This is a genomic window from Olsenella sp. An285, assembly GCF_002159625.1.
GTDB classification, from domain to species: domain Bacteria; phylum Actinomycetota; class Coriobacteriia; order Coriobacteriales; family Atopobiaceae; genus Thermophilibacter; species Thermophilibacter avicola.
Genome location: NZ_NFIZ01000003.1, coordinates 136,848 through 157,895 on the forward strand (window position 1 = coordinate 136,848; position 21,048 = coordinate 157,895).

Here is a 21,048-nt window from a genome sequence, read left to right on the forward strand (position 1 = left end):
GCTATGCCTCCGGCCCCGAGGCTAGGTGGAGCGTGCTGCGGTCCGCGAGCTGCGCGAAGTCCGGGCCGAGCCAGATGCCTGACTCGCCTGGCCTGAGCACGAGCGACATGCGGCCATGCATCGAGGCGACGCTTGCGTTCGGCCTGGTGGTGACAATCGAGAATCGGTCGTGCTCGAGCACGGAGGCGAGCGGGAACGCTCTGGTGTCGGGCAATGTGCAGTCATGGACTAGCAAAGCTCCTTTCTCGTAGCACTGGAGTACATTGGCTATGGCGCGGGTGCCGTGCTTGCAGTTGGGCGTTGAGAGGAAACACGTCACCTTGGTTTGCGCGAGCGGCAATTGGAGAGAGGAATCTGACAGAGATACTTGCGCAGGACTCAAGGTGCATTACGGCGATGTGTTTTGCGTGTCAGTAAGCAGTAATATCAGGGAAGGGAATCATTGTCTTTTGAAAGGTATAATTTACTGATAATATTATAATTCTGTATCTGTTTCATCGATTCGATTATTTTGACGTCGGGAGTGTGGTATACACGGGTTTGGCCGGTTGCCGAATGGGAAAGTACCCCTTTTCCGGACCAGACTATAAAATTGCCCGGCATAGATTCAAGAGTCAATCGATGCTCCTCTATTCTTTTTTCGATAACTTCGATGAGTGCGTCGAGACAGATTAGATATAGCGTTTGAATCATGGATTGATATGTCTTAACGCACTTTCCAAGAGACAGCCAGGCGGTCTTTTCTTCTCCCGTGCGCATGCTCGCCCAGTTTTTGAGGCGTTCGATCAGTCCTTGTTTAAGACCTAAGTTCATAAGGTCATTATCAATATTAATGGCAAGTCCAGCTTTTTGATTAATTTCATCAATATTTACTAAACTAATGGTCCAAAAATCATGTTCAGTTTTATTTCTCAGATCGTACATTAGCGCATATACAAGACTGCTGTCATAGGCATTCGAGGTTATGCTTTTCCAATGCCGATAGCGCTCGGATTCTTTACCGTGATATTTCTCAATGAGGTGTTGCCCTCTGTCCAGAAATTTCTTTGCAGATGCGACTATTGAATGAAATAACGCATCGGCGGCTACATAGTATAAGTACCGTGATTGTTTCCCCTCGGGTAAAGATACGAGACCATCTTCCTCTAAATTATAGCTATCAAGCAATAAATAAATATTCGTTTGCACAGAATGATACAACCAATCTAATTGTTTATAATCCCCTATGGGCTCACCTACGGTTATTGCTGCTGCCAGCTGATCGCTGCACAGTGGGCAACTTAACAATCTGAAATATCCTCTGGGATTTGATTCAAGTTCTCCAAAAGAGAGGTCGTCGATAGCGGCTTTTGAAAGCTCGTCAATTTGCCAAAGATTCGTGAATACCATTCTCTCACTCATCGTTTTTATCCACTCATTCTAATAATATTACATATTAATAATGGGCGTATATCGCAGGAGTTCTACGTGGGTGCACTTTGAAATAACGTATATCGTTTGCCTTACATTCCCGTATTGGTATCCTCCTGCCGCACGGTGAAGTCCTGGTGCTCCAGCCAGGCACGCTCCTCGTCGGTCTCGGAGATGTCGATCCGCTCAATCCTAAGGATCACGGGGCGCGTGCCGTCCTGCCAGCAGGCGATCATCTGGCGGTCGTCGCGCATCCAGCCGTGTATGATCGATCCGCCCTGCAGCGCCGTGTAGACATAGCGGTTGATGCAGTCCCACGTCTCTGCACACGGGAACGCAGGGTCGAGGTTGTGCCCGAAGTGCCGGAAGCCGTCCGTGCCCAGGCCTGTGCGGAACAGGTACTCCTGCCCCACCTCGAAACAGGGGCACGCGCCGCTCTCGGGCTCGGCGCAGTACTCGCGCTGCAGCTCGGGGAAGAGCTTCTTGTCCGGGACGGTGACCTTGCACTGGTGCTTCATCTGCTCCTCCTCGGTCGACTCCGCCCACCTCCATTATCCCCGCGTCGGGCCACTTGTGACACGCCCATAGCCTTTACCCATCGTTTGGGTGCGGGCTTTCTTCTTGCCCGCCTTACCGGAAGGACGGGTAGATGGATGGCTTGCAGGACGAGACGAAGCTCGAGGAGCAGGGCTCGCAGCAGCAGGCGTCGCAGCGCGACGACCAGGGCGAGGCGTCGCAGGCGCAGGTGAGCGCAGCTGCCGGCGGCGACGCGGCTGCCAAGGCGCGCGCGGACTACGAGGCGGCTCTGAAGGAGCGCGACGCGCGCATCGCGGAGCTCGAGGGCGAGATCGCGGAGGCGGCCAAGACCGCCGAGGGCGCGGAGGCCCTGCGCAAGGAGATGGACGAGCTGCGCCGCAGGGGCGACGAGGAGCGCGTGGGGTTCGAGCTCCAGATCGCGGGGGCGCGCAACGTGAAGGCCGCCCGCGCGCTCCTCGCAGACCACGACAACGACATCGAGAAGCTTAGGGCCGCCGAGCCGTGGCTCTTCTCGGCTTCTCCCGCCCCCGCTTCCGCGCCGACCGGCGCGACGGGGCTGCCGAGCGCGGGCGCCGCCGGGGCCGACGAGTCGACGCAGATGAGCCACTGGCGCAGGATCGCCGGCCTTCCCGAGAGCGAGGAGTAGCAGATGGCAAACAGCATCGCCTACACCAAGAACTACACCGCCGTCCTGGACGAGGTCTACAAGAGGGCCGCGTGCTCGACGTGCCTGAACAGCCCTCGCCGCATGGCGCGCGCGGGGCGCAACGCCAAGGAGATTATGGTCCCGAAGATCGAGGTGACGGGCCTCGGCGACTACACCCGCAACGTGGGCTACAAGACCGGCTCGATCACCTACGAGTTCGAGACCAAGACGTTCAACTACGACCGCGGCATCAAGCTGCTCGCGGACGTGATGGACGTGGAGGAGGCGGGCGCAAAGAAATGATTCTTCGCAGTAGATCAATAACCGACTGGAGTTTGGCGACGGGGGTTAAGTCGCGATTATCAACTCCCGAGAATGTCGTCTGGGTAATAGGATGAGCTTAATGCTGCGACTGACCGAGTGTGTCCTGTTTGCTCTTGGCATATTCTTACATGGGTTTTGCGTTTATCTAACGATTGGCTCCTCTGTTCAGAAGGAGGGAGGGGTATGCGTCAGACGATTGATGCCATCCGAGATGCCATCGAGAAGGAGTGCTGGTTGCCGGCTCTTGCCCTGGCGTTGACTATCCCCGACGTGATGGGCCAGATTGCGTATCCGAAATACGTCTCTCCTCATGGGAAAAGGCTTGTTGGAAAACAATACAAACAATGGTTCCATGAGAACGTCGAACCCCGATTTGCTGACCACACTGGGTTTGATGAGAATTGGAGAGCATGGCGCCCGTACTTTTCCGCCGACATGTGCTATCAGCTGCGCTGCGAGCTGCTTCATTCTGGCAGTGATGACATTGACTTCGAATATGGGGAACGAGAGCCCGGGCGAGACTATACGTATGACTTTGAGTTTCGCGTACACGCCTGTGATAGCTACGGATCTTGCTGGTCAGACCCACGTGGGGACGAGCGAATAGAAGAGCATGTTCATGTCTGCATAGATATCAAGACGCTCTGCGATGCCCTGTGTGACAGCGCAGAACGTTGTCTGCAAAATGTTAATGAAGGTGAGCTGGCAAAACATGAGGTTCGCGTTGTTGACGTGGCTGAATACGCGGGCTTAAACCATCGTAAATTGGGCGATAAATTGTAGACCGCGATAAACAAGTTGTTTGTAATTTTGGTCTCTTCGGCAAGAGGTTAGTGGCAAATTGAAGCCGTCGGTGTGACGGCGCGGTGGGCGATGCGAGCCTTGATAAGGATCGGTGCGCGGCCTCTATCCTGTTTTGCCAAGGAATGCTAGCTACGTCAGTATCAAACGCAAGGTCACTGGCAGTTTCGGAATCGGCGGGCACGGTTGGCCGTGAGTCAATCTAGGCATTATTTCCGGTAAGTTAATCGAGTGGGGTATCTGCGCCGGCCTTTCGGGGTACTTGTCTTGGAAGGACATGACCTGTTTTCACCGCAGAGCGCGTCTTCCACTCGAGCTTACATTCCGTTTGCCTCTCGGATCATCTTCGTGAGCTTATTGAGATGTTTTTGAAGCTCTGGTGACAGCTCATGTCCAAGCTCTGCCACTTTCCTTGCAACCCTAATTTTGTCGGGTCCGTAGGTCTTCCCTTTGAACTTTCCACTCAGAGGACAAATATACTCTTCGCCCAACTCCCAGTCATATGTCTTGTTTGGGTACAGGGCATCAAGTGCGCATCGTAGGACCTCAGCGGGAACGTAGTTCTCAATCGTCCTGCCATCTGTTACCCATGAAAAGTTTCCGCTGGCCTCACACTCTTTTTTAATTCGAAGCTTGGTTGAGTTTAGTTGAGCCCTCTTCTTCTCCCTGTCGGAATCCATCAGAACGCAGAAGTGGGTGTTTACTCTGAACAGCGCAATGAGATCGTCATCATCGCCTGGGATATCCGCGCTGCAGGAGTTAAGCAGCCTTCCTCCGTACATCATCACCGAATAATGAGTTCCCTCACTGAGATCCGGGGCTACAACGCTTAGCCAGTAGTTCACGTAAATCCGGTCGGAGGGCCCCTCGACCCAAATGACGTAGTTTGACTGAAGCAGGTCGGATGGCTTTGCGCCGATGTCGTCGAGAACGTTGCGTGCGTCTACGATTCCCCTTACCTGCGAAGCGGTGGATTTACCTCCAATGTTGGTAACCTGCGTTATGGTGACGCCTGGAGTGTTGATGATCGAGGGCGAATGCGTCGTGATTAGGAACCTGTTCCCGTTCTCGTCGTCGAGGAAGTAGCGGACCAGCTTCGACTGAAGCGTGGGGTGCAGATGAATCTCGGGCTCTTCGATGAGGATGAGTTTGTTGTCGTTGCATGCTACGACGGCAGCAATCATAACGAGCTCTTCGATCCCAGTGCCGAGGTCAGACAGTTCGAGGAAGCCGGGAGTTCCAGATTTGACGAGAACTGCGGTTGCCTCTGCGTCTGTGGTTACCTCTGCATCGGGGTCATTTAGAATGCCGCGTACAAACCGTTCGAATCTTGCCCACTTTTTCTGATTGACGAATTGCTCCTCAACATTAGGCATCCTCAGTCGTCTGAGTTCCTTTATCAGGCCTTTTCCTCCAGTTATTTCGTATCGCCTGGGTTCACCATCGCTGGTTATTTGACGAATCGCTTCGACCTTTATTACTTGCGGAATGGTATTCCATGGGATGATCTGTCGTACAATGAATTCGAGATTATCTCGGGGGTCTGATCCGTATTGAGATGCAATCGTATAGGCAACCTTTCGGAAATCTGTATTGCATTCTTTGGCAAGCGACTTTGCGAATTGTTCGTTGATGGAGAGGGTCTCGCTGCCAGTTGTTCTAGAGATGGCCGGAGCATCAAAATCAAGCCAACACGCAGATTTGTCTCCACGGGTAACTAGTTCACTTGATAGAGCCTTGTCAAGTACGGTGTTAACGGTACTGTCATTTTGCCTTGGGCCTTTTGCATTTGACAGTAGAGAAGTGCGACTGAAGCAGAGAGACAAAGTTATGCGAGCGTCGTAAGTCCACTGGTTGCCCTGCGGGATGTCTCTATTGGTGAAAGGGTAATGCTGGCTGTCACCAATTCCACCACGCGACAATGTGGGCAGGACTCGATATGCTATGTCTGCAAGCGAGGACTTTCCAGCATTGTTCTGCCCGGTGATTAGATGGACTTTTCCAAATGGTCCGACTAAAGCTTGCTTATCTGATGCGAAGCTACGATATCCCCCGATGCCAAATCCGAGGAATTCGTAGGACTCGTTTTCACTCATGTTGTCTTCCTAAAGACGAGAGTACTTTTGTGAAAAACCCATTCAAGTTGCAATTCGCTTTCAACGTACTATCGTCGCACCATTTTGACAATCCAATAGTACTGCCGCGGTTTGAGAAGCTTGTGCCGGGCAGTTCAATAGCGATGGGGTGACGCCGCTACTTTCGCACTTCTTGGTGATGATGTCCATTCTCCCAAAGCTCTCTTGCTGCCTGTAGAATACTTTTGTCATAAAGAGGCCAGTCGTCGAAATCCTCAACACCGCCTTTTCCGGTTTTATGGGTTAGCTCTTCGTTAATCTTGAGCGTAATACATATAAGAATAGACAGGAGTTGGTAATAGTCGTCGCGAATATCCTCTGCTTGTGGATTCGGGATGGCGCTATGAGCGTGGTCGTATCGGTTTCGAAGGGCCAAGGAATTTGGGAAAGATGCATCGTTAAACATATAGTCAAGATAATCTGCCTCTACGGGAGCAAATAGCTGGTCGCAATAGCAGAGAATTCGATCATCTACTAACGATTCAACTACAGAGGAATCCTCCTCTGTACGACGCCGTAGAGTTATGGCGTCATAATCCCAGACCAGTTTGATGCATACGGCACGAGGGGTCGGAAGAAGCCTCTTATCCCTGCTGTCTTCGAGAATTAGGTCGGCATCAATAAGCATGTCGATTGTCATCTGGAGATAGTCAGAATAATCGTGCCGCGTGACGCGATGTTTCCTCATAACATCGAAGAAGCAAAGCTCGCTCTCATGGGATTCGTGAAGATAGGCAAGCATACATTGATCGGAAAACAGCGCATGGCCCAATCGCTCGAATTCGGGTCCTGCTATGGCATACTTCTTCTCCTCTAGTGCCATAAGGGAGGAAAAGGACTTTAACGTTTCGAACGGAAAGAAATCGTCATCAACCTCGCCCCTCTTCGAGTAAATTGCGTACGCTTTAATAACTCGTTCGATTTCGGGCCCCATCGCTTTGCACTTGTCGAGCCAGGAAGAGCCTTTAGCGGGAAGCGAGAGCGTGAAGCCACGTATTCCGTACTCTTCAGAGAAGTACTCGCCATATGCCCATTCAAGAGCGCTTTCGATGCTTGTTCCACTTGATTTGAGAAGATCGTTATAGGCTGCCGATTCAAGATAGGTCAATCCACTGCGCATCTGAAAGCTTGTTGATGAGCGATATTCTCCCTTCACGTGAGTTCCAAGTAATTCAAGGAGTGCCGTTTGCTCATGAGTTCGCGCAGGAGCAGACATGAGGCCGTTCATGTCTATGTAGTCGAATATGAATTGCAAGTTGTTCAGTATGGTAGCGGGGTCGGTATACTTCTTCAGCCACTGTCCGCTAAAGATATGCGTTAAGTTATGGCCGTCGACCTTTAGGCCCTTGCACGCGATTTGATTCATGTCGATGGTTACGCCAGTGTAGAAATGAAGTCCTGTTCCGTTGGCAAAGAGCTGTTCAACGGAACTATCGTACTTTCTTTTCGCCTGTACTCTAACCTCCGGAGATGGGTTATAAAATCCGGAAGATCCAGTTGGCCAGCCCCGTAATGCTAGCAAGTAGTTTGGATTAGCATTTTCGCTCTTGATGTAGTCGAGCATAATGCGATCTATCTCAGAGCTGTCGAGCGAAGATGGAAGGTGGAGATTCTCGCGGCTACCCGAGTCTGTTGCAAGTCGGCTGATGATGAGCTCGGCCGCAATAGCCGTGTGATTAAGTAGAGCGCGTTTGATCGCTTCACCAAAGTCGCTAACGAGTCGCTTGCTTCTTAAGACGGAACTAATACATTCGGGATGACGGTTGATGAGTTTTTCTAAATCATCGGACTGGATTTTTGTGATGGCGCCAGACGTCTCAACGAGGCTCCAAAACTGCTCAGCATATTGAAGTTCGACAGCTTCAAACACGTCATCTACGCTGTAGACAGAAAGTAATTGATTGATGAACTTACACGCAGTAGAGAAGAGCCGTTTTGCGGGCTCGCCAGAGTCAAGAGAGGCCATGCCTTCGAATAGCTCTGGAATGTTGTCAGCCATTAATTTGCACTGGTGAGCCTCAATGGCGTCATTGATTGTGACAGGGGAATGCGTTTCTGATCTGGTCAGCATCTCAATGCATCTGTCACGGTAATAACCTGCGGACCAGTCGTTACGACCATAGTAGGTGACACGATTGTGATTGGCAGCATTCATTATTATCACCTCGCTGCGGATGCAGTACGACATGGGTAGTCACAAGTTTTGCCTAGCTTCTAAGTCTACGTGCTGGAGGCGAATGGTTAGTCTCTATTTTGTAGAGTGTCTAGGGTTGACTTCAAAGTCCCGACCAGCATCGTCGCGCGTGACGTGTACCGACTGTTCAAGCGGCACGTCATGGACAATGGCTACGACAAGCCTGGGCAGATGACCGAGCTTCTCAAGGAGATTCGCCGCTACGCCGGGCACTACGCGTGCATCACGGCTGGTGCCTGCGAGGACAAGGAGCTCCGCGTTCTTCTCGCTCGTATTCAGAAGCTTGACGTCTCCGTCGTGAACCCGCTGCTCATGTCCTTCTTCGAGGACTATGTCGGCGATGCCCTCTCGCATGACGACTTCGCCTCCATGCTGAGTACCACGGAGAGTTACCTCTTCCGTCGCTCTGTGTGTGACGTCGCGACGAACAGCCTGAACAAGTTCTTCTCGTCCGTGATTGCGCGGCTGAACGCGGTGCGGGACGATGGCGGCAACATCCGCGAGGCCTATGAGGCGATTCTCCTGGGAGAGGAGGGGACGGAGCGGCGCATGCCGAGCGACGCGGAGTTTGAGCGGGCGCTCAGGACGCGCGACTGCTACGCGTTCAAGCGGGGGTTCTACCTGCTTACCACGCTTGAGAACAGCTATCACACGAAGGACCCGCCGGACTTTACGGGCGGCGCCTTCACCATCGAGCACATCATGCCGCAGAACGCGCTCGCCAGCGGGGAGTGGCACAAGATGTTCGGCCCCGACTGCGAACGCGCTGGATGCATGGCTATGTCCTGAGCTTGGAGCGGAGGTCTTTGCGTCGTAGGGGCAGCCGAAAGAATGCTTCTGCCCTGAAGCCCATAGACTTCAGGGCAGCTTGCCTGTCGCTTTCTGCTACAGGCGTTGGTATGCCTCTCGAATCATGTCTGACATGAGCACTCTGCGCGTCGCTAGGAATTCCGGGTAATCCATGCTTTCGAACCCGATTGGCAGCGCGTTCTCTCGGCATGCCGTCTCGTACGCCTCGTCTCCAAGTGCTTCCCTGAACTTCGAAACGTAGACCTTGGGGTCGTCGTCCTTGATGTAGATGTTCTTCTGGTAGTCCACGCATGTGAAGTTCGCTCTACGGTCCCTAAGGCCCTCGTAGGGGCCGTTCTTCAAGAAGTTTGCCGGGAACACGTGGTGCTTGTCGTACGCTTTCTTGACGCCGCTGCTCGCGGGAAGGAGAAGTTGCGCCACAGTGCCAGTCCCGAATAGTACCCGTGACCCGAGTACCACCTGGGCGGCGAGGAATCCGTTCCAGACGGGGCCGCTCGCTCGGTTCTTGTCGAACTCGTTTGGCAGCGTGACCCCAAAGAAGTCGTCGGTGAGGCGCGCGGAGATCTCAGCGTCTACCCAGGTCTGGAATGCGTCCGCCCCTGAAAGCTCGTCGATGGCATTCAGCTGCTGCTCGAACACCGATTCGAAGTTGCCCGAGTACATCTGCGTCAGAATCGCCGTGTAGAACCATCGCTTGGAGATGCGCTGCAGCTCGACCCCGCTGATGCCGAAGCGGTGCTTGGCGATGAGGGCGATTGTGTACGAGAGAGGGATGGCGTTCTCGGAGCTTATCATGCTCCTGTTCAGGTATCCGGCGTCCGCGAGCGCGTTGATGAAGGCGTGCCAGTCGTTTAGGTTGAGAACCTTGTCCAGGGCCGCGTCGAACTTCTGGAAGTTCTCCTCGCGTTTCGCGGCACTGGTCTCCTTCGTCTTAAGATCGCGGCCATTTAGGATGAGGCGCGCGTAGCGCAGCCTGCCGCGCCCGAAGCCAAGGCCGACGGTCGCCCTGATCACGTGGCTGGGCCTGACTGTGAGGAGCGCATTGTATGACGTTCCCGTTCCCGGCCTGTGGCTCTCCTCGCACCAGTCCTCGATGCGCTGCCGAGTCTGCGGCTCGTAGACCGAAAGCAGCGTCATGATAAAGTCGTCTTCGGTGAGCTTGGTGCCGCCTGAGTTGACCCGGATGAAGATTTGTGACATCTGCTCCTCGTCCGCCTTGCTGGAGATGGAGAGGATGGGAATCACGTAGGTCGTCTCGAGGTTTAGTAGCTCGTTGATGCCGTTCTCGACTGCGGCCCGCTCTTTAACGCTGAGGGCGTCGGCCCCCCGCTTGAAGTTGGCCTCGTTCAGCCGGGCGATGTACTCTTCGCGGAATTCAACGATCTCGTTGTCCTTCTTTGCGCGGAAGGCTTCACTAACATCCGGGATGTAGCGCGCGTCGTTCTTGATGGCAGCGTCCCAGGTGTGGAACTCACGCGCTATGGGGTCGTATGCGATAGTAATTCGCCTGTCGGAGAAGGTCTGGTCTTTCACTGAGATGCCATACAGGGACGAGACAAGCGCCGTAAGACGCTGCTGCCCGTCGATGACGAGCTCCTTGGGCGTGGCATAGCTCTTGTCGTTGAGACCGATGGAGGACTTTTTCTCCTCCTGGTCGTCGGGAGCCTCCCACAGGATACAGTACCCGATGGGATAGCCCCGGAGCATCGAATCGAGCAGGTCGCGGACGTCACTGTCCTTCCAGACGAACGGCCTCTGAAGATCGGGCAGGCCAACGCGCCCCTCGATGACGTCGCTGACCAGCTTCCCAACCGGTCGGTCAACTCTCGTGAACAGCGGCTCGGCCATGAGATCTCCCTCGTTTTGAACTGTTTGCTACCGCCCAGGCAGAATAGGAGAACCCGCTGATGCTGATGATGTGCGACATGGGCGGGAAGTCCTAGCATGCTCTGCGCGGGCGGCTCCAATTGTAGCGCCTTGGAGAGACGGACGGGGTTCCGGGCCTATCCTTCTCGCTGCTTGTGGCCGCTGCATGAGCCTGTACCCGTCAGTCAGATGCGCTTGCTGGCGGAGCTGCTGGACGAGGAATAGTTAGAAGAGGCGGATTGAAACGCGAGAGACACGGGTTTTCGCCAGGAGAGGGAAGTGAGCTCAACAATGGACAGGTCACAGGAGTTGGCAAGCATCATAAAAAACTGTATGAGCTCACGGGCAGACTCGAAAAGATGTACCCCGGCAGGCACTTCACGCCTGACGGCCACCTCGTCGGGAGCATCGGCGAGGTGTTCGCCGCCGAACGCTATGGTATCAGCCTGTTCCGAGCAGACTACGAGACCCACGACGGCAAGGCTCCGGATGGGCGGCTCGTGCAGATCAAGGCGACCCAGCGGCGTGCTATCGCAATCAGCAGCGAACCCGACTACCTCCTGGTGCTCAGCATCGATGACAGGGGTCAGTTGGCAGAGGTCTACAACGGTCCCGGGAGGCCGGCGTGGCAGCTCGTCTCCGGTCGGAAGAGGCCGAAGACGGGGCAGTACCAGGTCTCGCTCGCAAGACTGAGGCGGCTTAACGAGGACGTGTTGCCGGAGGAGAGGATACCGCCAGTCGCGTAGGCGCTCCGCCGCTATCCAAGCACAATCGAAGCTGCCGCCACCTCTTCGAACAGCTCATCGATGTCACCATAAACGTCTTGCAGCTGTTCAGCTATCGCGGCCCTCACATATCGATCCCGTGCCGTGGGCTTCTCGATCAGCACCCACCTGAGCTGTTGGTAGGAGTACTTAGCAAAGGCTATCCATTGGGGGTAGCTGACGGCCATGGAAGCCATGGGGTTCTTGGTGAATGCGACTACGCCCGCATTCGCGGCGGTTGCGATGCTGTGGGCTGTGAAGAGCATGGTTCCGAGCTTGGGGTTCTTCTCGCGATTGGTCGAGAGCGGGATGGCGTCCTTAACGGGGGTCCCTCCTTTGACCTTGCGGAAGGCATAGGCAAAGCGTACCAGGATTTCACATACGGCAACGGGAATCGACTGGGAGCAGAACTGGACGAAATCGTATCCCTGCCAGTACATGCCTTGGACAATCTCGGCTATGGTTGCCTTTTCATTCCCAATGCTCCCAAACTGCATGAGGTTGAACAGGGCCATACCGGGCGCGGGCAGGCCTGCGGGTGTCGTGACGTCCGAGAAGAAGTGCATGAGCTGCGTGACAAGCGCCTGCACGACGTCCGTCTTCTGGAGGTGTGCGTAGCGCTCGATTACCTGGACAACAATCTTCCCATTCTTGTCGATGGTGGTCATCCGTCCCGTGAGGATGTCGGAAACTCCCACCACGAGCCCCAGGAGCGGGTCGTGCCCCAACGAGTACAGACGGTGCATACCGGGGCAGAGTCCCTCGACTCGGGTTGTCGTATAGCCTTTGTTGACTGGTGCGTCATAGGGGACCTTTGCCGCCCTCTCCAGCTCCCTCAGTTGACTAGGGCTGAGGGAGTGTTCGAGATGACCGCGAATGAAATTAGTGAGCGGGCCTGCCTCGACGCCGCTTGGCGTCTTGCAGGGAATGCCCACAAGGAGAATCTCGATAGCCGCAGAGAGAAGTCCTGCGCCAGCAGCGATGGCGACGTCGATTTCGTCGAGTTGATGGATGGCGTTGTACTCAGCGTTGAGCCGCCTCACCGCCTCGGCGTTGTCATCGAGCTCCTCCGGAGTGAACAGGTCCTCAAGCGTGGCGTCGGCGCAGCCGTTCTCACACGCCTCCGCAACAAGCTCGTCCCACGAGGGGAGATAGATGCGCTTGGGGGATATGAGCTCAGGGGGTACCGACAGCGGGTCGAGTTGCTCAACGCCCATGTCAGCTGGTTGTGCTGGATCGTAGCCAAGCGACCTCAGCAAGCTCTCTGACGAAGCGATGGTCTCCTCCAGGCCCTTGGTGTCCGGAAGGCCAATCTCACTGAGCAGCTTGTCCTGATAGGCGAGGACGGCGTTGATTCTCTGCTCTTCCTCGCTGTACTCGTAGCGACTCATTGCTTGCCCAGATCCTCGCGGAGCTCTTCAATCGCCTTGGTGAGAAGGATGTTGAGCGACTGAAGGTACTCCATCCGCTCCTTGGTGGCGTTCGTCTCCTCCTTCAGCGCTTGGATGATTGCCTGGTGCTTCCTGAGGGCCTCCTCATAGAGGCGCTCCTTCTCCTGCTTGAGCTGATCTGCCCTGAGCTTTGCCGCAAGGTCAACTCCCACTCCCGCACCAATTGCCACGGGCGCCGCGAGGACAAACACGCCCGCCGCCATGCCGCCTCCCACGACGGCGCCTGCGGCGGCGAGGGCCGAGGTCATTCCCGCCGCCGACAGGCCGGCGGTCCCGAGTCCGTAGAGGGCAGCGAAGGAGGCGATTCCTCCCGCAGTTGCCCCGAGGGCCCCTCCCAGCACCTCGGGGATGGAGCTCTCGCGGACCGTCCGAGTCTCGTCGTCAAGAGCGGCGGTGGCCTCGTTCACCACGTTGGCAACCGGTTGGAGGGCCTCGATGCTCTGGAAGTTCATCGCCTTCTGGCGCTCTACGTCCTGCTTGATGTTGTCGATGGTTCCGGAGATTGCCTTGCCCGCATCGCTTGCCATCTCTCCAATCTGAGATGCCGCTCCGCTTGCGACTTCACCAATCTGAGATGCCGCTCCGCTCGCCGCCTCTCCCGCCTGTGACGCGATGTCCCCCGCCACCTCGCCAACCTGTGTTGCGGCTTCGCCTGCTGCATTCACAGCCGTTCCGACCAGGTTCTGTACTGCGGCACCCGCTTTCTGAAGCTCCTCAAACGGGTTTCCAAAGTCCATGATGCTCCCATCGTCGAAGAGTGTGTTTGTGTGTCTGAAAGTCATTCTATCGTGGACCTGAATGCCGGCAATCGTCCCGTTGCTTCTGGGGCTCCTGACCCGCGCCTAGGAGGGCGTTCGATGAGGGGAGATGATGGCGTGAGCGCTGCAGACTTCTTGCCATGGCGTACAATGTAATCATATAATTACACTCTACGGCACGGGAGGGTGATGGACGCAAGGGCGCTGTTTCTGCACCAAGTCAAGAAGTTCGTCGAGAAGAACGGCTTCGTTCTCGTGCCTCGCGAGCAAAACGTGACGTTCATGGCCGAGCGTGGCATGACGATGGATGACCTCAGGCGAGTGATTCTTTCGCTTGAGCCGAAGGACATGTTCGACGGCCCCGAGCAAGATCGAGACCCGCGCTTTAGGGACAAGTGGACCGTCGCAGAGTTTTCGCCTGCGTATGGGAGCGAGACGCTGTACCTGAAGCTGTCCGTCCGGACTGACGCCGAGCGATGCAAGTGCTTGTCGGTAAAGTTGTTTGTTGACCGACGGGAGACGAGGAAATGAGCGTGGAGAAGACCATTAACACCTACTGCCCAGAGTGCGACCGCGAGGTAGTCGCGATTCTCGAGCATAGGGTCGAGACGCTGTCCGTCAAGGGCGAGCCGACCTCCTATGAGGCCGAGGTTGCGGTCTGCCCGTGCTGTGGCGGGGCAATCGGAGACTCCCGCATTGAGGGCGAGAACCTGCACCGCGCTTACTCCGCCTACTGCTCCGCCCATGGACTCATGGCTCCGGACGAGGTCAGAAGCCTTCGGAACAGCTACGGTCTCTCCCTGCGCGAGTTCAGCAAATTCCTCGGGTTCGGCGAGCAGACCGTGGCCCGCTACGAGGCAGGCGCAATCCCCGATGACTCGCATAACACCACGCTCATGCTTGCCGCAACGGCTTCCGGGGCTGCCGCCCTGCTCTCGGTGAGGGAGGGCCAGCTGAGTGAGAGGACCGTCGCCGCGGTTCGTCGGTTCGTCGAGAGCAAGACCCCTGTCTCCGGAGCCTCTGCCGCCTTTACCGCGCGTCAGTGGCCCACCCCGGCGATGCTAGTTCCCGGCAGGTTCAACGGCTATCGCCCGTTCGATATAGATCGCATTGCCGCAGTCGTATGCGAGCTGGCGTCTCGTTGCGTCGACCTGTACAGGACCAAGCTGCAGAAGGCGATGTTCTTCACCGACTTTCTGTGCTACGCGCGCACCACACGGTCGATGACGGGGCTCTCCTATGCGCACGCGGACTACGGCCCCGTCATGGACGGGAAGGACCGAATCGTCGCGCTCCTTCAGGATTGCGAGGCCATTGACCTTGCCCAGAAGGGGTGGGGAGAGGTGGTTGTGTCCAGACATCGTCCGACTGGCATTTTGAGCGAGGACGAGATCCAGCTTGTCGACGAGGTGGCGGCCTTCGTCAATACGTTCGAGAGGGCAACGGACATCTCGTCCTTCTCGCATGGCCTTGATGCGTGGAAGGACACCGAGAGTGGTCGGCCTATCGATTACGTCGCAAACGCAGGGCAGGTTGCTGACGCAATCGAGCGTCGCATGGCGAGATAGCTTCCCGTTGTCACGGCGGCTTTCCCGCGTTTGCCGTGCTGGGTTCTGGGCGGGCTGAGGGGGTCAAACAACATCTCTGCGCCTGCCCGTGGTTGCCGCGTTCCATCTCTTCACTTTTGCTATACTGCTATACAAACAAGTGAGGTGATGGGCATGCCTGCGACAAGCGCGGTGCCAGCAGCACGTCAGACGCAGATGAACACGCGCATAGACGCCGAGCTCAAGGCAGCCGGCGACGCCGCGCTCGCGCATCTTGGCTATACGCCCTCGGCGGCGGTGCGCGGGCTCTGGCGGTTCGTGGTGGACCACCAGGACGACGCCGCGGCCGTGCGTGAGGTCATAGAGCCCGACGCTGCCTCCGCGCTCTCCGACGAGGCGTCCCGGAAGGCGGCGGCGATTGCCGGCCTGCGGTCCCTGTACGAGCAGACGGCCTGCGAGCTTGGCATTCCCGGCGAGGCCGAAGCAGGCCTCCCGTCTTGGGACGATCTTCGCGAGGACTGGTACGACGAGCGCCTGGAGGGGGAGGCGTAGATGCCGCAGCCGTCGCGCGTTCTTCTCGACACCAACGTCTGGCTCGATGCGTTCGACGGCGCGCGGCCGCGTTCCCGCGCGGCGAACGAGCTGATTGACGCCTGCGTGCGCAAGGGAATCGAGCTGCTCTACGCGGTCGGCACGGCAAAGGATGTGTACTACCTCGTGAGCGCCTCGCTCAAGCGCCAGGCGCGGGCGGCGGGGGAGACGCTCTCTGAAGGGCAGGCGCGCGCGGCATCCGCCTACGCGGCGGCATGCGTGGCAAACATGGACGAGATTGCAACGGCCGTGGGCGCCGACTCGTCGGACGTCTGGCTCGCCCGGAAGTACCAGCGCATCCACGAGGACTTCGAGGACTGCCTCGTGCTCGCAGCCGCGCGGCGTGCAAAGGTGGACTTCCTTGTGACGAGCGACGACGCGCTCCTGCGCCATGCGCCCGTGGCGGCGCTCTCGGTCGATGACTTCCTTGCATTGGTGGGGGAGTAGTCGGCTACACAGAGGCAATCACCATCTAACTTACGCAAGGAGGAACAATGACCTCGATCAGCGCGACCGCGTTCCGCAAGGACATCTACAACATCATCGCGCGGGCCAACGAGGACTGCTCGCCCATCGTCATCACCAACACCAAGGGCAAGGGCGCGGTACTCGTCGGGGAGGACGAGTGGGCAGCTATCGAGGAGACCCTCTACCTCATGGGGATTCCTGGCGTGGCCGAGTCTCTCGTAGAGGGTCGCGACGTTCCCGTCGAGGACTGTGTGGACGAGTCCGCGCTGGAGTGGTAGCCATGTGGAGGGTCATCTTCACCAAGCAGGCCGCGAAGAACGCCAAGAATCTCAAGGCGGCGGGGCTGGCGGGTAAGGCGAAGCGCCTCGTCGAGGCCGTGCGCGCCGACCCCTTTGGGACCCCACCAGCCTATGAGGGGCTCGTCGGGAGCCTTGCCGGGCTCTGCTCGCGTCGCATCAGCATCTGGCATCGCCTTGTCTACTCCGTCGACGCGACACCGGTCGACCATGACGGCGTGAGCTACGTGGGCACCGTCAAGGTTGTCCGCATGTGGACGCATTACGAGGGCGTGCGCGGGTAAGGTGCGTGTCCGGGCTTCTCGCTCTATGTAGCTGTGCGCCTCACGCCAAGCTTGTCCCGCGAGCGGCTGGGTGACGGCGCTCGGGCTCTGCGGCTACCGTTGCTCCGCTTTGCTCACTTTGGATTACTCAAAAAAGTTGAGTCAAAATAACTGAGTAAAACGGGCTCTGTACGAAAAGCGCCATCCTTCTCGCCGTTGGTCTGTCCGCCCGTCCTGCTACCATCGCCTTAAGGATCGAGGCGGGAGGTCACCATGCCGTTCTCCATCGTTCGCAACGACATCGCGCGCGTGCGCGCCGGCGTGCTCGTCAACGCCGCCAACGAGCGGCTCGCCGCCGGGGGAGGGGTCTGCGGGGCGATCTTTGCCGCCGCGGGCGCGAGCAAGATGGCCGCCGCGTGCGCGGGGATCGGGCGCTGCCCCACGGGCTCGGCGGTAGTCACGCCGGGCTTTGACCTGCCGTGCCGCTGGGTGGTCCACGCGGTGGGTCCCGTCTGGCGCGGAGGGACGCACGGCGAGAGGGGCCTCCTGCAGAGCTGCTACCGCAGCGTGTTCTCAGAGGTGGCGCGCCTGGGCGCGGCGTCGGTGGCGTTTCCGCTCATATCCGCCGGCATCTTCGGCTACCCCGTGCGCGAGGCGCTCGACGTGGCCCGTGCGGAGGCGTCGGCGTTTCTCGACGACCACCCGGACGTCGAGGTGACGCTCGTCGTCTTCACGCGCGACGTGGTGGCGCAGGGCGTGGCGCTCCTGGGCGAGCTGCGCGAGTGCGTGGACGACGCGTACGTGGACGGCAGCCCGCACCTGCGCGACCGCTCCGCTGAGCTCCGGGAGCTCCGCGCTCCCGAGGCGCGTCCCGTCGCGGGCGCGCCCCTCGCCGCGTCCGTCCCGGCCCCCGGCAGCCTGGGGGCGCCCGACGAGCTCGCCGAGCGCCTGGCGCACCTCGACCTGTCCTTCTCGGAGGCCCTGCTCTCGCTGATCGACGAGCGCGGGCTCACCGACGCCCAGGTCTATCGCCGGGCAAACCTCAGCCGCCAGCTCTTCTCCAAGATCCGCTCCAAGCCGGACTACCGGCCGAGCAAGCCCACGGCGGTGGCGCTGGCGCTCGCGCTCGGCCTCACGCTGCCGCAGACGCAGGAGCTTCTCGCCCACACCGGGCTCACGCTCTCGCGCAGCAGCAAGTTCGACGTGATCGTCGAGTTCTACCTCGCGCGCGGCGTCCACGACGTCATGACCGTGAACGAGGCGCTCTTCGCCTTTGACCAGCCGCTGCTGGGCTCGCAGTAGGGGCCGGCGCCCCTCGCGCCAGATGTCGCCCGGCGGTTTACCTCTGCACCCGCGCCCCCGCGTAGCCTTGGTGTCGTCAGGTTGGCTGCGACAAGGGAGGCAGCAATGCGCACGGAGATCGTCTTCATCCTGGACGCGAGCGGATCGATGGCGGGGCTCGAGGCCGACACGGTCGGTGGCTTCAACAGCCTCATCGAGAAGAACCGTGAGGAGCCGGGGGAGGCCGTGGTGTCCACGGTGCTCTTCTCGAGCGGCTCGCGCGTCCTGCACGACCGGATCGACATCCGCGAGGTGCCGCGGCTCACGAGGCGCGACTACGAGTGCCACGGGTGCACGGCGCTGCTCGACGCCGTGGGCGGCGCCATCAGGCACGTCGACCTGGTCCAGAGCGTGCAGCCCGCAGGCTACGAGGCGGACAGGGTGCTCTTCGTCATCACCACCGACGGCCAGGAGAACGCGAGCCGTCGCTACACGTACCCGCAGGTCAGGCGCATGATCGAGGAGCACCGGCAGAGGGGCTGGGAGTTCCTGTTCATCGGGGCCAACATCGACTCCGCGGCGGAGGCGGCGAGCCTGGGCATCGCGCCCGAGCGCGCGGCGGACTACGTGGCGGACGGACGCGGCACCGAGGTGCTCTACGACGCCGTGGCGTGCGCGGTTGCCGAGGCGCGCGCGTGCCCGCCCAGCGCGGCGATGGGCGACGCGTGGCGCACGGGGCTCGACGCTGACGTGCGGGCGCGGAGGCGGTAGGCTGATCTCTGCCCGTTGGAACCGGGTATAACTCGTCGAGAGATGGGAGGTGCGCCAAGTTCTACCAAGTTCCACCAATAAGACAGCGCCGTAGGGGAGGGGGTCACATGTCCGTCTGGGTAACCGGAGACGTGCACGGCAGCATCGACATCGGCAAGCTCTCCGGCCGCAGGTGGCCCGAGGGCAAGAGCCTCACGCGAGATGACCTGCTCATCGTGTGCGGAGACTTCGGCATGCCGTGGGACGGCTCCAACAGGGAGCGCTACTGGCTGGACTGGCTCGCCGAGCGCCCGTGGACCACGCTCTTCGTCGACGGCAACCACGAGTGCTTCCCGCACCTGGCCGACCTGCCCGTGACCGAGCGCTGGGGCGGGCGCGTGCAGGTCTACCCCGAGTGGCCGAGCATCGTCCACCTCATGCGCGGCGAGGCCTACCGGCTGGGCGACCTGCGCGTCTTTGCCATGGGCGGGGCCTCCAGCCACGACAGGGAGTGGTGCGTGGAGGGCTGGAGCTGGTTTCCCGAGGAGCTGCCCAGCCTCGAGGAGCTCGAGCGCGCCGAGAAGAACCTGGATGCGGCGGGCTGGGACGTTGACCTCGTAATCTCCCACTGCTGCTCGAGCCGCATGCTGCCCGCGGCGCTTGGCGCGGCAGGAGCTGGAGGCGGCCGCGAGGGGCGTGACCGCCTCAACGAGTGGTTCGACATGCTCGAGGATCGGCTCGACTTCTAGGCGTGGTACTTTGGCCACTACCACGCCGATGCCCAGCTCGACGAGCGGCATCGGCTGATCTACCGCGACATCATGCGGGTGGGGTAAGACAGCCAATTACAAGCGCCTTCTGACCCGGAAGTCCGGGGCTGACGAGCCCCTTGGCCGATTGCGGGATTGCTGTGATAAGGGTGAGCCGCAAGAATGCTCATGATTCGTGGGTGCTGGGAGGATCAACCCCAAGGACTTCTCGCCAATTGCTCGGAAAGCCCATGGGGCGCAGGGAGACGCTGGGATATGAGGAGATGAGGCTGTCGAGCGCTCTCAGCTCTTCTTCCCACTCGTCGACCCATGAGACCTCGTAGATTCTCTTGAGCGTAATGAAGGTCGGGAACTCTCGGCTGCTGGACCACTTCTTGTCACGTCGCAGCATTCGAGGTCTGGTCTTGAGCAATCGGTTATAGAAGCGGTTGTGGTGGGCGCAAATGTTTCTCACCATGGTTAGGTGACGCAACCAGCTTTTTAGATAGGGCGCCGAGACGCCGAATGCTGCGGCGATTTCTTCGGCAACCGTGTCGGCATGTCCCTCAATGACGAGGTCTTCGCGGAGGTTTCCGTATAAGGAAGAGACGGTTCCCATTGACATGACCTCAACAGCGGCCCAGAGTGGCAGCCTTCCGAATTAGTCGAGATTGTGCTGCACGCAAGGCATGCCCTGCTTCTTTGCGTGTCTGATTTCGCGCTCGACCGCCTCCATTGACTTTATGTAGCTCTTTCTGCTGGAGAACAGTTCCGCGCATGATAGGGCGTCCGGTCCGAACCCAAGTGATAATACGTATGCGAACTGGGTTCTAGCCTTTACCTCCACGCGCTCAATGAGCCTCCAGAGCCAGAGACGCAGCTCCCTGTCGAAATCATGAATTGCCCAGATGTCCTCGAGACGTGTCCCTTTTCGAATGGTGCCGCTCTGCTCGAAGGTCATCCAGTAGCCTCGAAGGCGATAATTATTTGTGTCAAGAAGGCAACGCTTGGCAAAAGCGCGGCTGCCGATCGTAATGCCCTGTTCGACGAGGTGATCAATTTGCTCGTCAATGGGAAGCGGTGGCTTCATAGAAGATGACCCCGCCTGGTGCGCGTCATCGTTACCGAGAGAGGCGTGCGGGGTACTGTCATATGTCAGTTTACTCGAATTGCCTGCGGTTTCAAACGCGCTCTTTGTCTCCACAAGAGTCCCGTCTTCCAAAGTTTGTGACTAGTCATAAAGCCAGTCTATCTATTGTTTGTTTTTGCGGCATACGCTTTTCCCTATTTGGACGGCAGTATGTGTCTCGGACTCGCAGATTGGGTTTTGGTTGTCCTGTGCATGCTGCCGGTCGGGTCGCGTTTGATTTGCCCATCACCCCCGCGCCCCGCACGCCACACCCCCTG

22 protein-coding genes and 1 pseudogene are annotated in these 21,048 nt (G+C 58.3%); 14 read left to right on the top strand and 9 right to left on the bottom strand.

The window, feature by feature from the left end:
• Position 1: 1 nt before the first annotated feature.
• The 3 genes from B5F79_RS03200 to B5F79_RS03205 all read right to left on the bottom strand — a co-directional run bounded on the left by B5F79_RS03200 (position 2) and on the right by B5F79_RS03205 (position 1,928).
• On the bottom strand, positions 2–214 hold the full coding sequence (locus B5F79_RS03200) for an SOS response-associated peptidase (RefSeq protein ID WP_143786227.1): 213 nt from the start codon (positions 212–214) through the stop codon (positions 2–4).
• 212 nt (positions 215–426) lie between these two features.
• On the bottom strand, positions 427–1,401 hold the full coding sequence (locus B5F79_RS10795) for a hypothetical protein (RefSeq protein ID WP_143786228.1): 975 nt from the start codon (positions 1,399–1,401) through the stop codon (positions 427–429).
• Positions 1,402–1,502: 101 nt separating this feature from the next.
• On the bottom strand, positions 1,503–1,928 hold the full coding sequence (locus tag B5F79_RS03205) for a TIGR04076 family protein (RefSeq protein ID WP_087217466.1): 426 nt from the start codon (positions 1,926–1,928) through the stop codon (positions 1,503–1,505).
• A 131-nt stretch (positions 1,929–2,059) separates the two neighbouring features.
• Between B5F79_RS03205 and B5F79_RS03210 the strand changes: the two genes are divergently transcribed.
• The 3 genes from B5F79_RS03210 to B5F79_RS10800 all read left to right on the top strand — a co-directional run bounded on the left by B5F79_RS03210 (position 2,060) and on the right by B5F79_RS10800 (position 3,700).
• Positions 2,060–2,593, top strand: coding sequence for a hypothetical protein (locus B5F79_RS03210; protein ID WP_087217467.1), 534 nt, complete (start codon positions 2,060–2,062; stop codon positions 2,591–2,593).
• Positions 2,594–2,596: 3 nt separating this feature from the next.
• Positions 2,597–2,896 carry a hypothetical protein gene (locus B5F79_RS03215; RefSeq protein WP_087217468.1) on the top strand — a complete coding sequence of 100 codons (300 nt, stop codon included), beginning with the start codon at positions 2,597–2,599 and terminating at the stop codon, positions 2,894–2,896.
• Between the two features lie 204 nt (positions 2,897–3,100).
• Positions 3,101–3,700 (top strand): hypothetical protein, encoded by a 600-nt coding sequence (locus tag B5F79_RS10800; protein WP_143786229.1) that lies wholly within the window; start codon positions 3,101–3,103, stop codon positions 3,698–3,700.
• A gap of 335 nt (positions 3,701–4,035) precedes the next feature.
• On the opposite strand, the gene B5F79_RS03220 is transcribed toward B5F79_RS10800, so the two are convergent.
• Positions 4,036–5,814, bottom strand: a complete 1,779-nt coding sequence (locus B5F79_RS03220) for an AAA family ATPase (RefSeq protein ID WP_087217469.1) — start codon at positions 5,812–5,814, stop codon at positions 4,036–4,038.
• 157 nt (positions 5,815–5,971) lie between these two features.
• Positions 5,972–8,008: a hypothetical protein gene (locus B5F79_RS10805; protein WP_143786230.1), complete on the bottom strand. Its 2,037-nt coding sequence runs from the start codon at positions 8,006–8,008 to the stop codon at positions 5,972–5,974.
• Positions 8,009–8,188: 180 nt separating this feature from the next.
• Between B5F79_RS10805 and B5F79_RS03225 the strand changes: the two genes are divergently transcribed.
• Positions 8,189–8,836 carry an HNH endonuclease family protein gene (locus B5F79_RS03225; protein ID WP_087217470.1) on the top strand — a complete coding sequence of 216 codons (648 nt, stop codon included), beginning with the start codon at positions 8,189–8,191 and terminating at the stop codon, positions 8,834–8,836.
• A gap of 96 nt (positions 8,837–8,932) precedes the next feature.
• On the opposite strand, the gene B5F79_RS03230 is transcribed toward B5F79_RS03225, so the two are convergent.
• Entirely contained in the window at positions 8,933–10,705 is a 1,773-nt protein-coding gene (locus B5F79_RS03230) for a GmrSD restriction endonuclease domain-containing protein (protein WP_087217471.1), read from the bottom strand.
• A gap of 257 nt (positions 10,706–10,962) precedes the next feature.
• Between B5F79_RS03230 and B5F79_RS03235 the strand changes: the two genes are divergently transcribed.
• Complete coding sequence (locus tag B5F79_RS03235; RefSeq protein WP_206390999.1) at positions 10,963–11,469, top strand: DUF6998 domain-containing protein; 507 nt, start codon at positions 10,963–10,965, stop codon at positions 11,467–11,469.
• 11 nt (positions 11,470–11,480) lie between these two features.
• Here B5F79_RS03235 and B5F79_RS03240 read toward each other — a convergent pair whose 3' ends face one another.
• Positions 11,481–12,878, bottom strand: coding sequence for a hypothetical protein (locus B5F79_RS03240; RefSeq protein WP_087217472.1), 1,398 nt, complete (start codon positions 12,876–12,878; stop codon positions 11,481–11,483).
• The gene (locus B5F79_RS03245; RefSeq protein WP_206391001.1) at positions 12,875–13,675 is read right to left on the bottom strand and encodes a hypothetical protein; all 801 of its coding nucleotides are present in this window, start codon (positions 13,673–13,675) and stop codon (positions 12,875–12,877) included. The genes B5F79_RS03240 and B5F79_RS03245 overlap by 4 nt, the downstream gene beginning before the upstream one ends.
• 210 nt (positions 13,676–13,885) lie before the next feature.
• Between B5F79_RS03245 and B5F79_RS03250 the strand changes: the two genes are divergently transcribed.
• From B5F79_RS03250 to B5F79_RS03290, 9 genes are all read left to right on the top strand, one after another.
• Complete coding sequence (locus tag B5F79_RS03250; RefSeq protein ID WP_087217473.1) at positions 13,886–14,227, top strand: type II toxin-antitoxin system MqsR family toxin; 342 nt, start codon at positions 13,886–13,888, stop codon at positions 14,225–14,227.
• 2 nt (positions 14,228–14,229) lie between these two features.
• Positions 14,230–15,264, top strand: coding sequence for a type II TA system antitoxin MqsA family protein (locus B5F79_RS03255; protein WP_158094828.1), 1,035 nt, complete (start codon positions 14,230–14,232; stop codon positions 15,262–15,264).
• Positions 15,265–15,417: 153 nt separating this feature from the next.
• Complete coding sequence (locus B5F79_RS03260; protein WP_143786231.1) at positions 15,418–15,795, top strand: type II toxin-antitoxin system RelB/DinJ family antitoxin; 378 nt, start codon at positions 15,418–15,420, stop codon at positions 15,793–15,795.
• The gene (locus tag B5F79_RS03265) at positions 15,796–16,281 is read left to right on the top strand and encodes a type II toxin-antitoxin system VapC family toxin (RefSeq protein WP_087217476.1); all 486 of its coding nucleotides are present in this window, start codon (positions 15,796–15,798) and stop codon (positions 16,279–16,281) included.
• 47 nt (positions 16,282–16,328) lie between these two features.
• Complete coding sequence (locus B5F79_RS03270; RefSeq protein ID WP_087217477.1) at positions 16,329–16,580, top strand: type II toxin-antitoxin system Phd/YefM family antitoxin; 252 nt, start codon at positions 16,329–16,331, stop codon at positions 16,578–16,580.
• 2 nt (positions 16,581–16,582) lie between these two features.
• The gene (locus tag B5F79_RS03275) at positions 16,583–16,882 is read left to right on the top strand and encodes a Txe/YoeB family addiction module toxin (RefSeq protein WP_087217478.1); all 300 of its coding nucleotides are present in this window, start codon (positions 16,583–16,585) and stop codon (positions 16,880–16,882) included.
• Positions 16,883–17,134: 252 nt separating this feature from the next.
• Positions 17,135–18,163 (top strand): macro domain-containing protein, encoded by a 1,029-nt coding sequence (locus B5F79_RS03280; protein ID WP_087217479.1) that lies wholly within the window; start codon positions 17,135–17,137, stop codon positions 18,161–18,163.
• A 105-nt stretch (positions 18,164–18,268) separates the two neighbouring features.
• Positions 18,269–18,913 (top strand): vWA domain-containing protein, encoded by a 645-nt coding sequence (locus tag B5F79_RS03285; protein ID WP_087217480.1) that lies wholly within the window; start codon positions 18,269–18,271, stop codon positions 18,911–18,913.
• Positions 18,914–19,020: 107 nt separating this feature from the next.
• Entirely contained in the window at positions 19,021–19,641 is a 621-nt protein-coding gene (locus B5F79_RS03290; RefSeq protein ID WP_087217481.1) for a metallophosphoesterase family protein, read from the top strand.
• A 187-nt stretch (positions 19,642–19,828) separates the two neighbouring features.
• Here B5F79_RS03290 and B5F79_RS11190 read toward each other — a convergent pair.
• A pseudogene (locus tag B5F79_RS11190) lies at positions 19,829–20,731 on the bottom strand (Abi family protein).
• Positions 20,732–21,048 lie beyond the last annotated feature (317 nt).

Bases quoted from the DNA above. Each gene is read 5' to 3' on its own strand.
- B5F79_RS03275 (WP_087217478.1), top strand. From the start codon at position 16,583: ATGTGGAGGGTCATCTTCACCAAGCAGGCCGCGAAGAACGCCAAGAAT.
- B5F79_RS03250 (WP_087217473.1), top strand. From the start codon at position 13,886: ATGGACGCAAGGGCGCTGTTTCTGCACCAAGTCAAGAAGTTCGTCGAG.
- B5F79_RS03225 (WP_087217470.1), top strand. From the start codon at position 8,189: ATGGACAATGGCTACGACAAGCCTGGGCAGATGACCGAGCTTCTCAAG.
- B5F79_RS03205 (WP_087217466.1), bottom strand. From the start codon at position 1,928: ATGAAGCACCAGTGCAAGGTCACCGTCCCGGACAAGAAGCTCTTCCCC.
- B5F79_RS10805 (WP_143786230.1), bottom strand. From the start codon at position 8,008: ATGAATGCTGCCAATCACAATCGTGTCACCTACTATGGTCGTAACGAC.
- B5F79_RS03245 (WP_206391001.1), bottom strand. From the start codon at position 13,675: ATGGACTTTGGAAACCCGTTTGAGGAGCTTCAGAAAGCGGGTGCCGCA.
- B5F79_RS03290 (WP_087217481.1), top strand. From the start codon at position 19,021: ATGTCCGTCTGGGTAACCGGAGACGTGCACGGCAGCATCGACATCGGC.
- B5F79_RS10800 (WP_143786229.1), top strand. From the start codon at position 3,101: ATGCGTCAGACGATTGATGCCATCCGAGATGCCATCGAGAAGGAGTGC.
- B5F79_RS03230 (WP_087217471.1), bottom strand. From the start codon at position 10,705: ATGGCCGAGCCGCTGTTCACGAGAGTTGACCGACCGGTTGGGAAGCTG.
- B5F79_RS03260 (WP_143786231.1), top strand. From the start codon at position 15,418: ATGCCTGCGACAAGCGCGGTGCCAGCAGCACGTCAGACGCAGATGAAC.
- B5F79_RS10795 (WP_143786228.1), bottom strand. From the start codon at position 1,401: ATGAGTGAGAGAATGGTATTCACGAATCTTTGGCAAATTGACGAGCTT.
- B5F79_RS03285 (WP_087217480.1), top strand. From the start codon at position 18,269: ATGCGCACGGAGATCGTCTTCATCCTGGACGCGAGCGGATCGATGGCG.
- B5F79_RS03280 (WP_087217479.1), top strand. From the start codon at position 17,135: ATGCCGTTCTCCATCGTTCGCAACGACATCGCGCGCGTGCGCGCCGGC.
- B5F79_RS03270 (WP_087217477.1), top strand. From the start codon at position 16,329: ATGACCTCGATCAGCGCGACCGCGTTCCGCAAGGACATCTACAACATC.
- B5F79_RS03210 (WP_087217467.1), top strand. From the start codon at position 2,060: ATGGATGGCTTGCAGGACGAGACGAAGCTCGAGGAGCAGGGCTCGCAG.
- B5F79_RS03240 (WP_087217472.1), bottom strand. From the start codon at position 12,878: ATGAGTCGCTACGAGTACAGCGAGGAAGAGCAGAGAATCAACGCCGTC.
- B5F79_RS03220 (WP_087217469.1), bottom strand. From the start codon at position 5,814: ATGAGTGAAAACGAGTCCTACGAATTCCTCGGATTTGGCATCGGGGGA.
- B5F79_RS03265 (WP_087217476.1), top strand. From the start codon at position 15,796: ATGCCGCAGCCGTCGCGCGTTCTTCTCGACACCAACGTCTGGCTCGAT.
- B5F79_RS03215 (WP_087217468.1), top strand. From the start codon at position 2,597: ATGGCAAACAGCATCGCCTACACCAAGAACTACACCGCCGTCCTGGAC.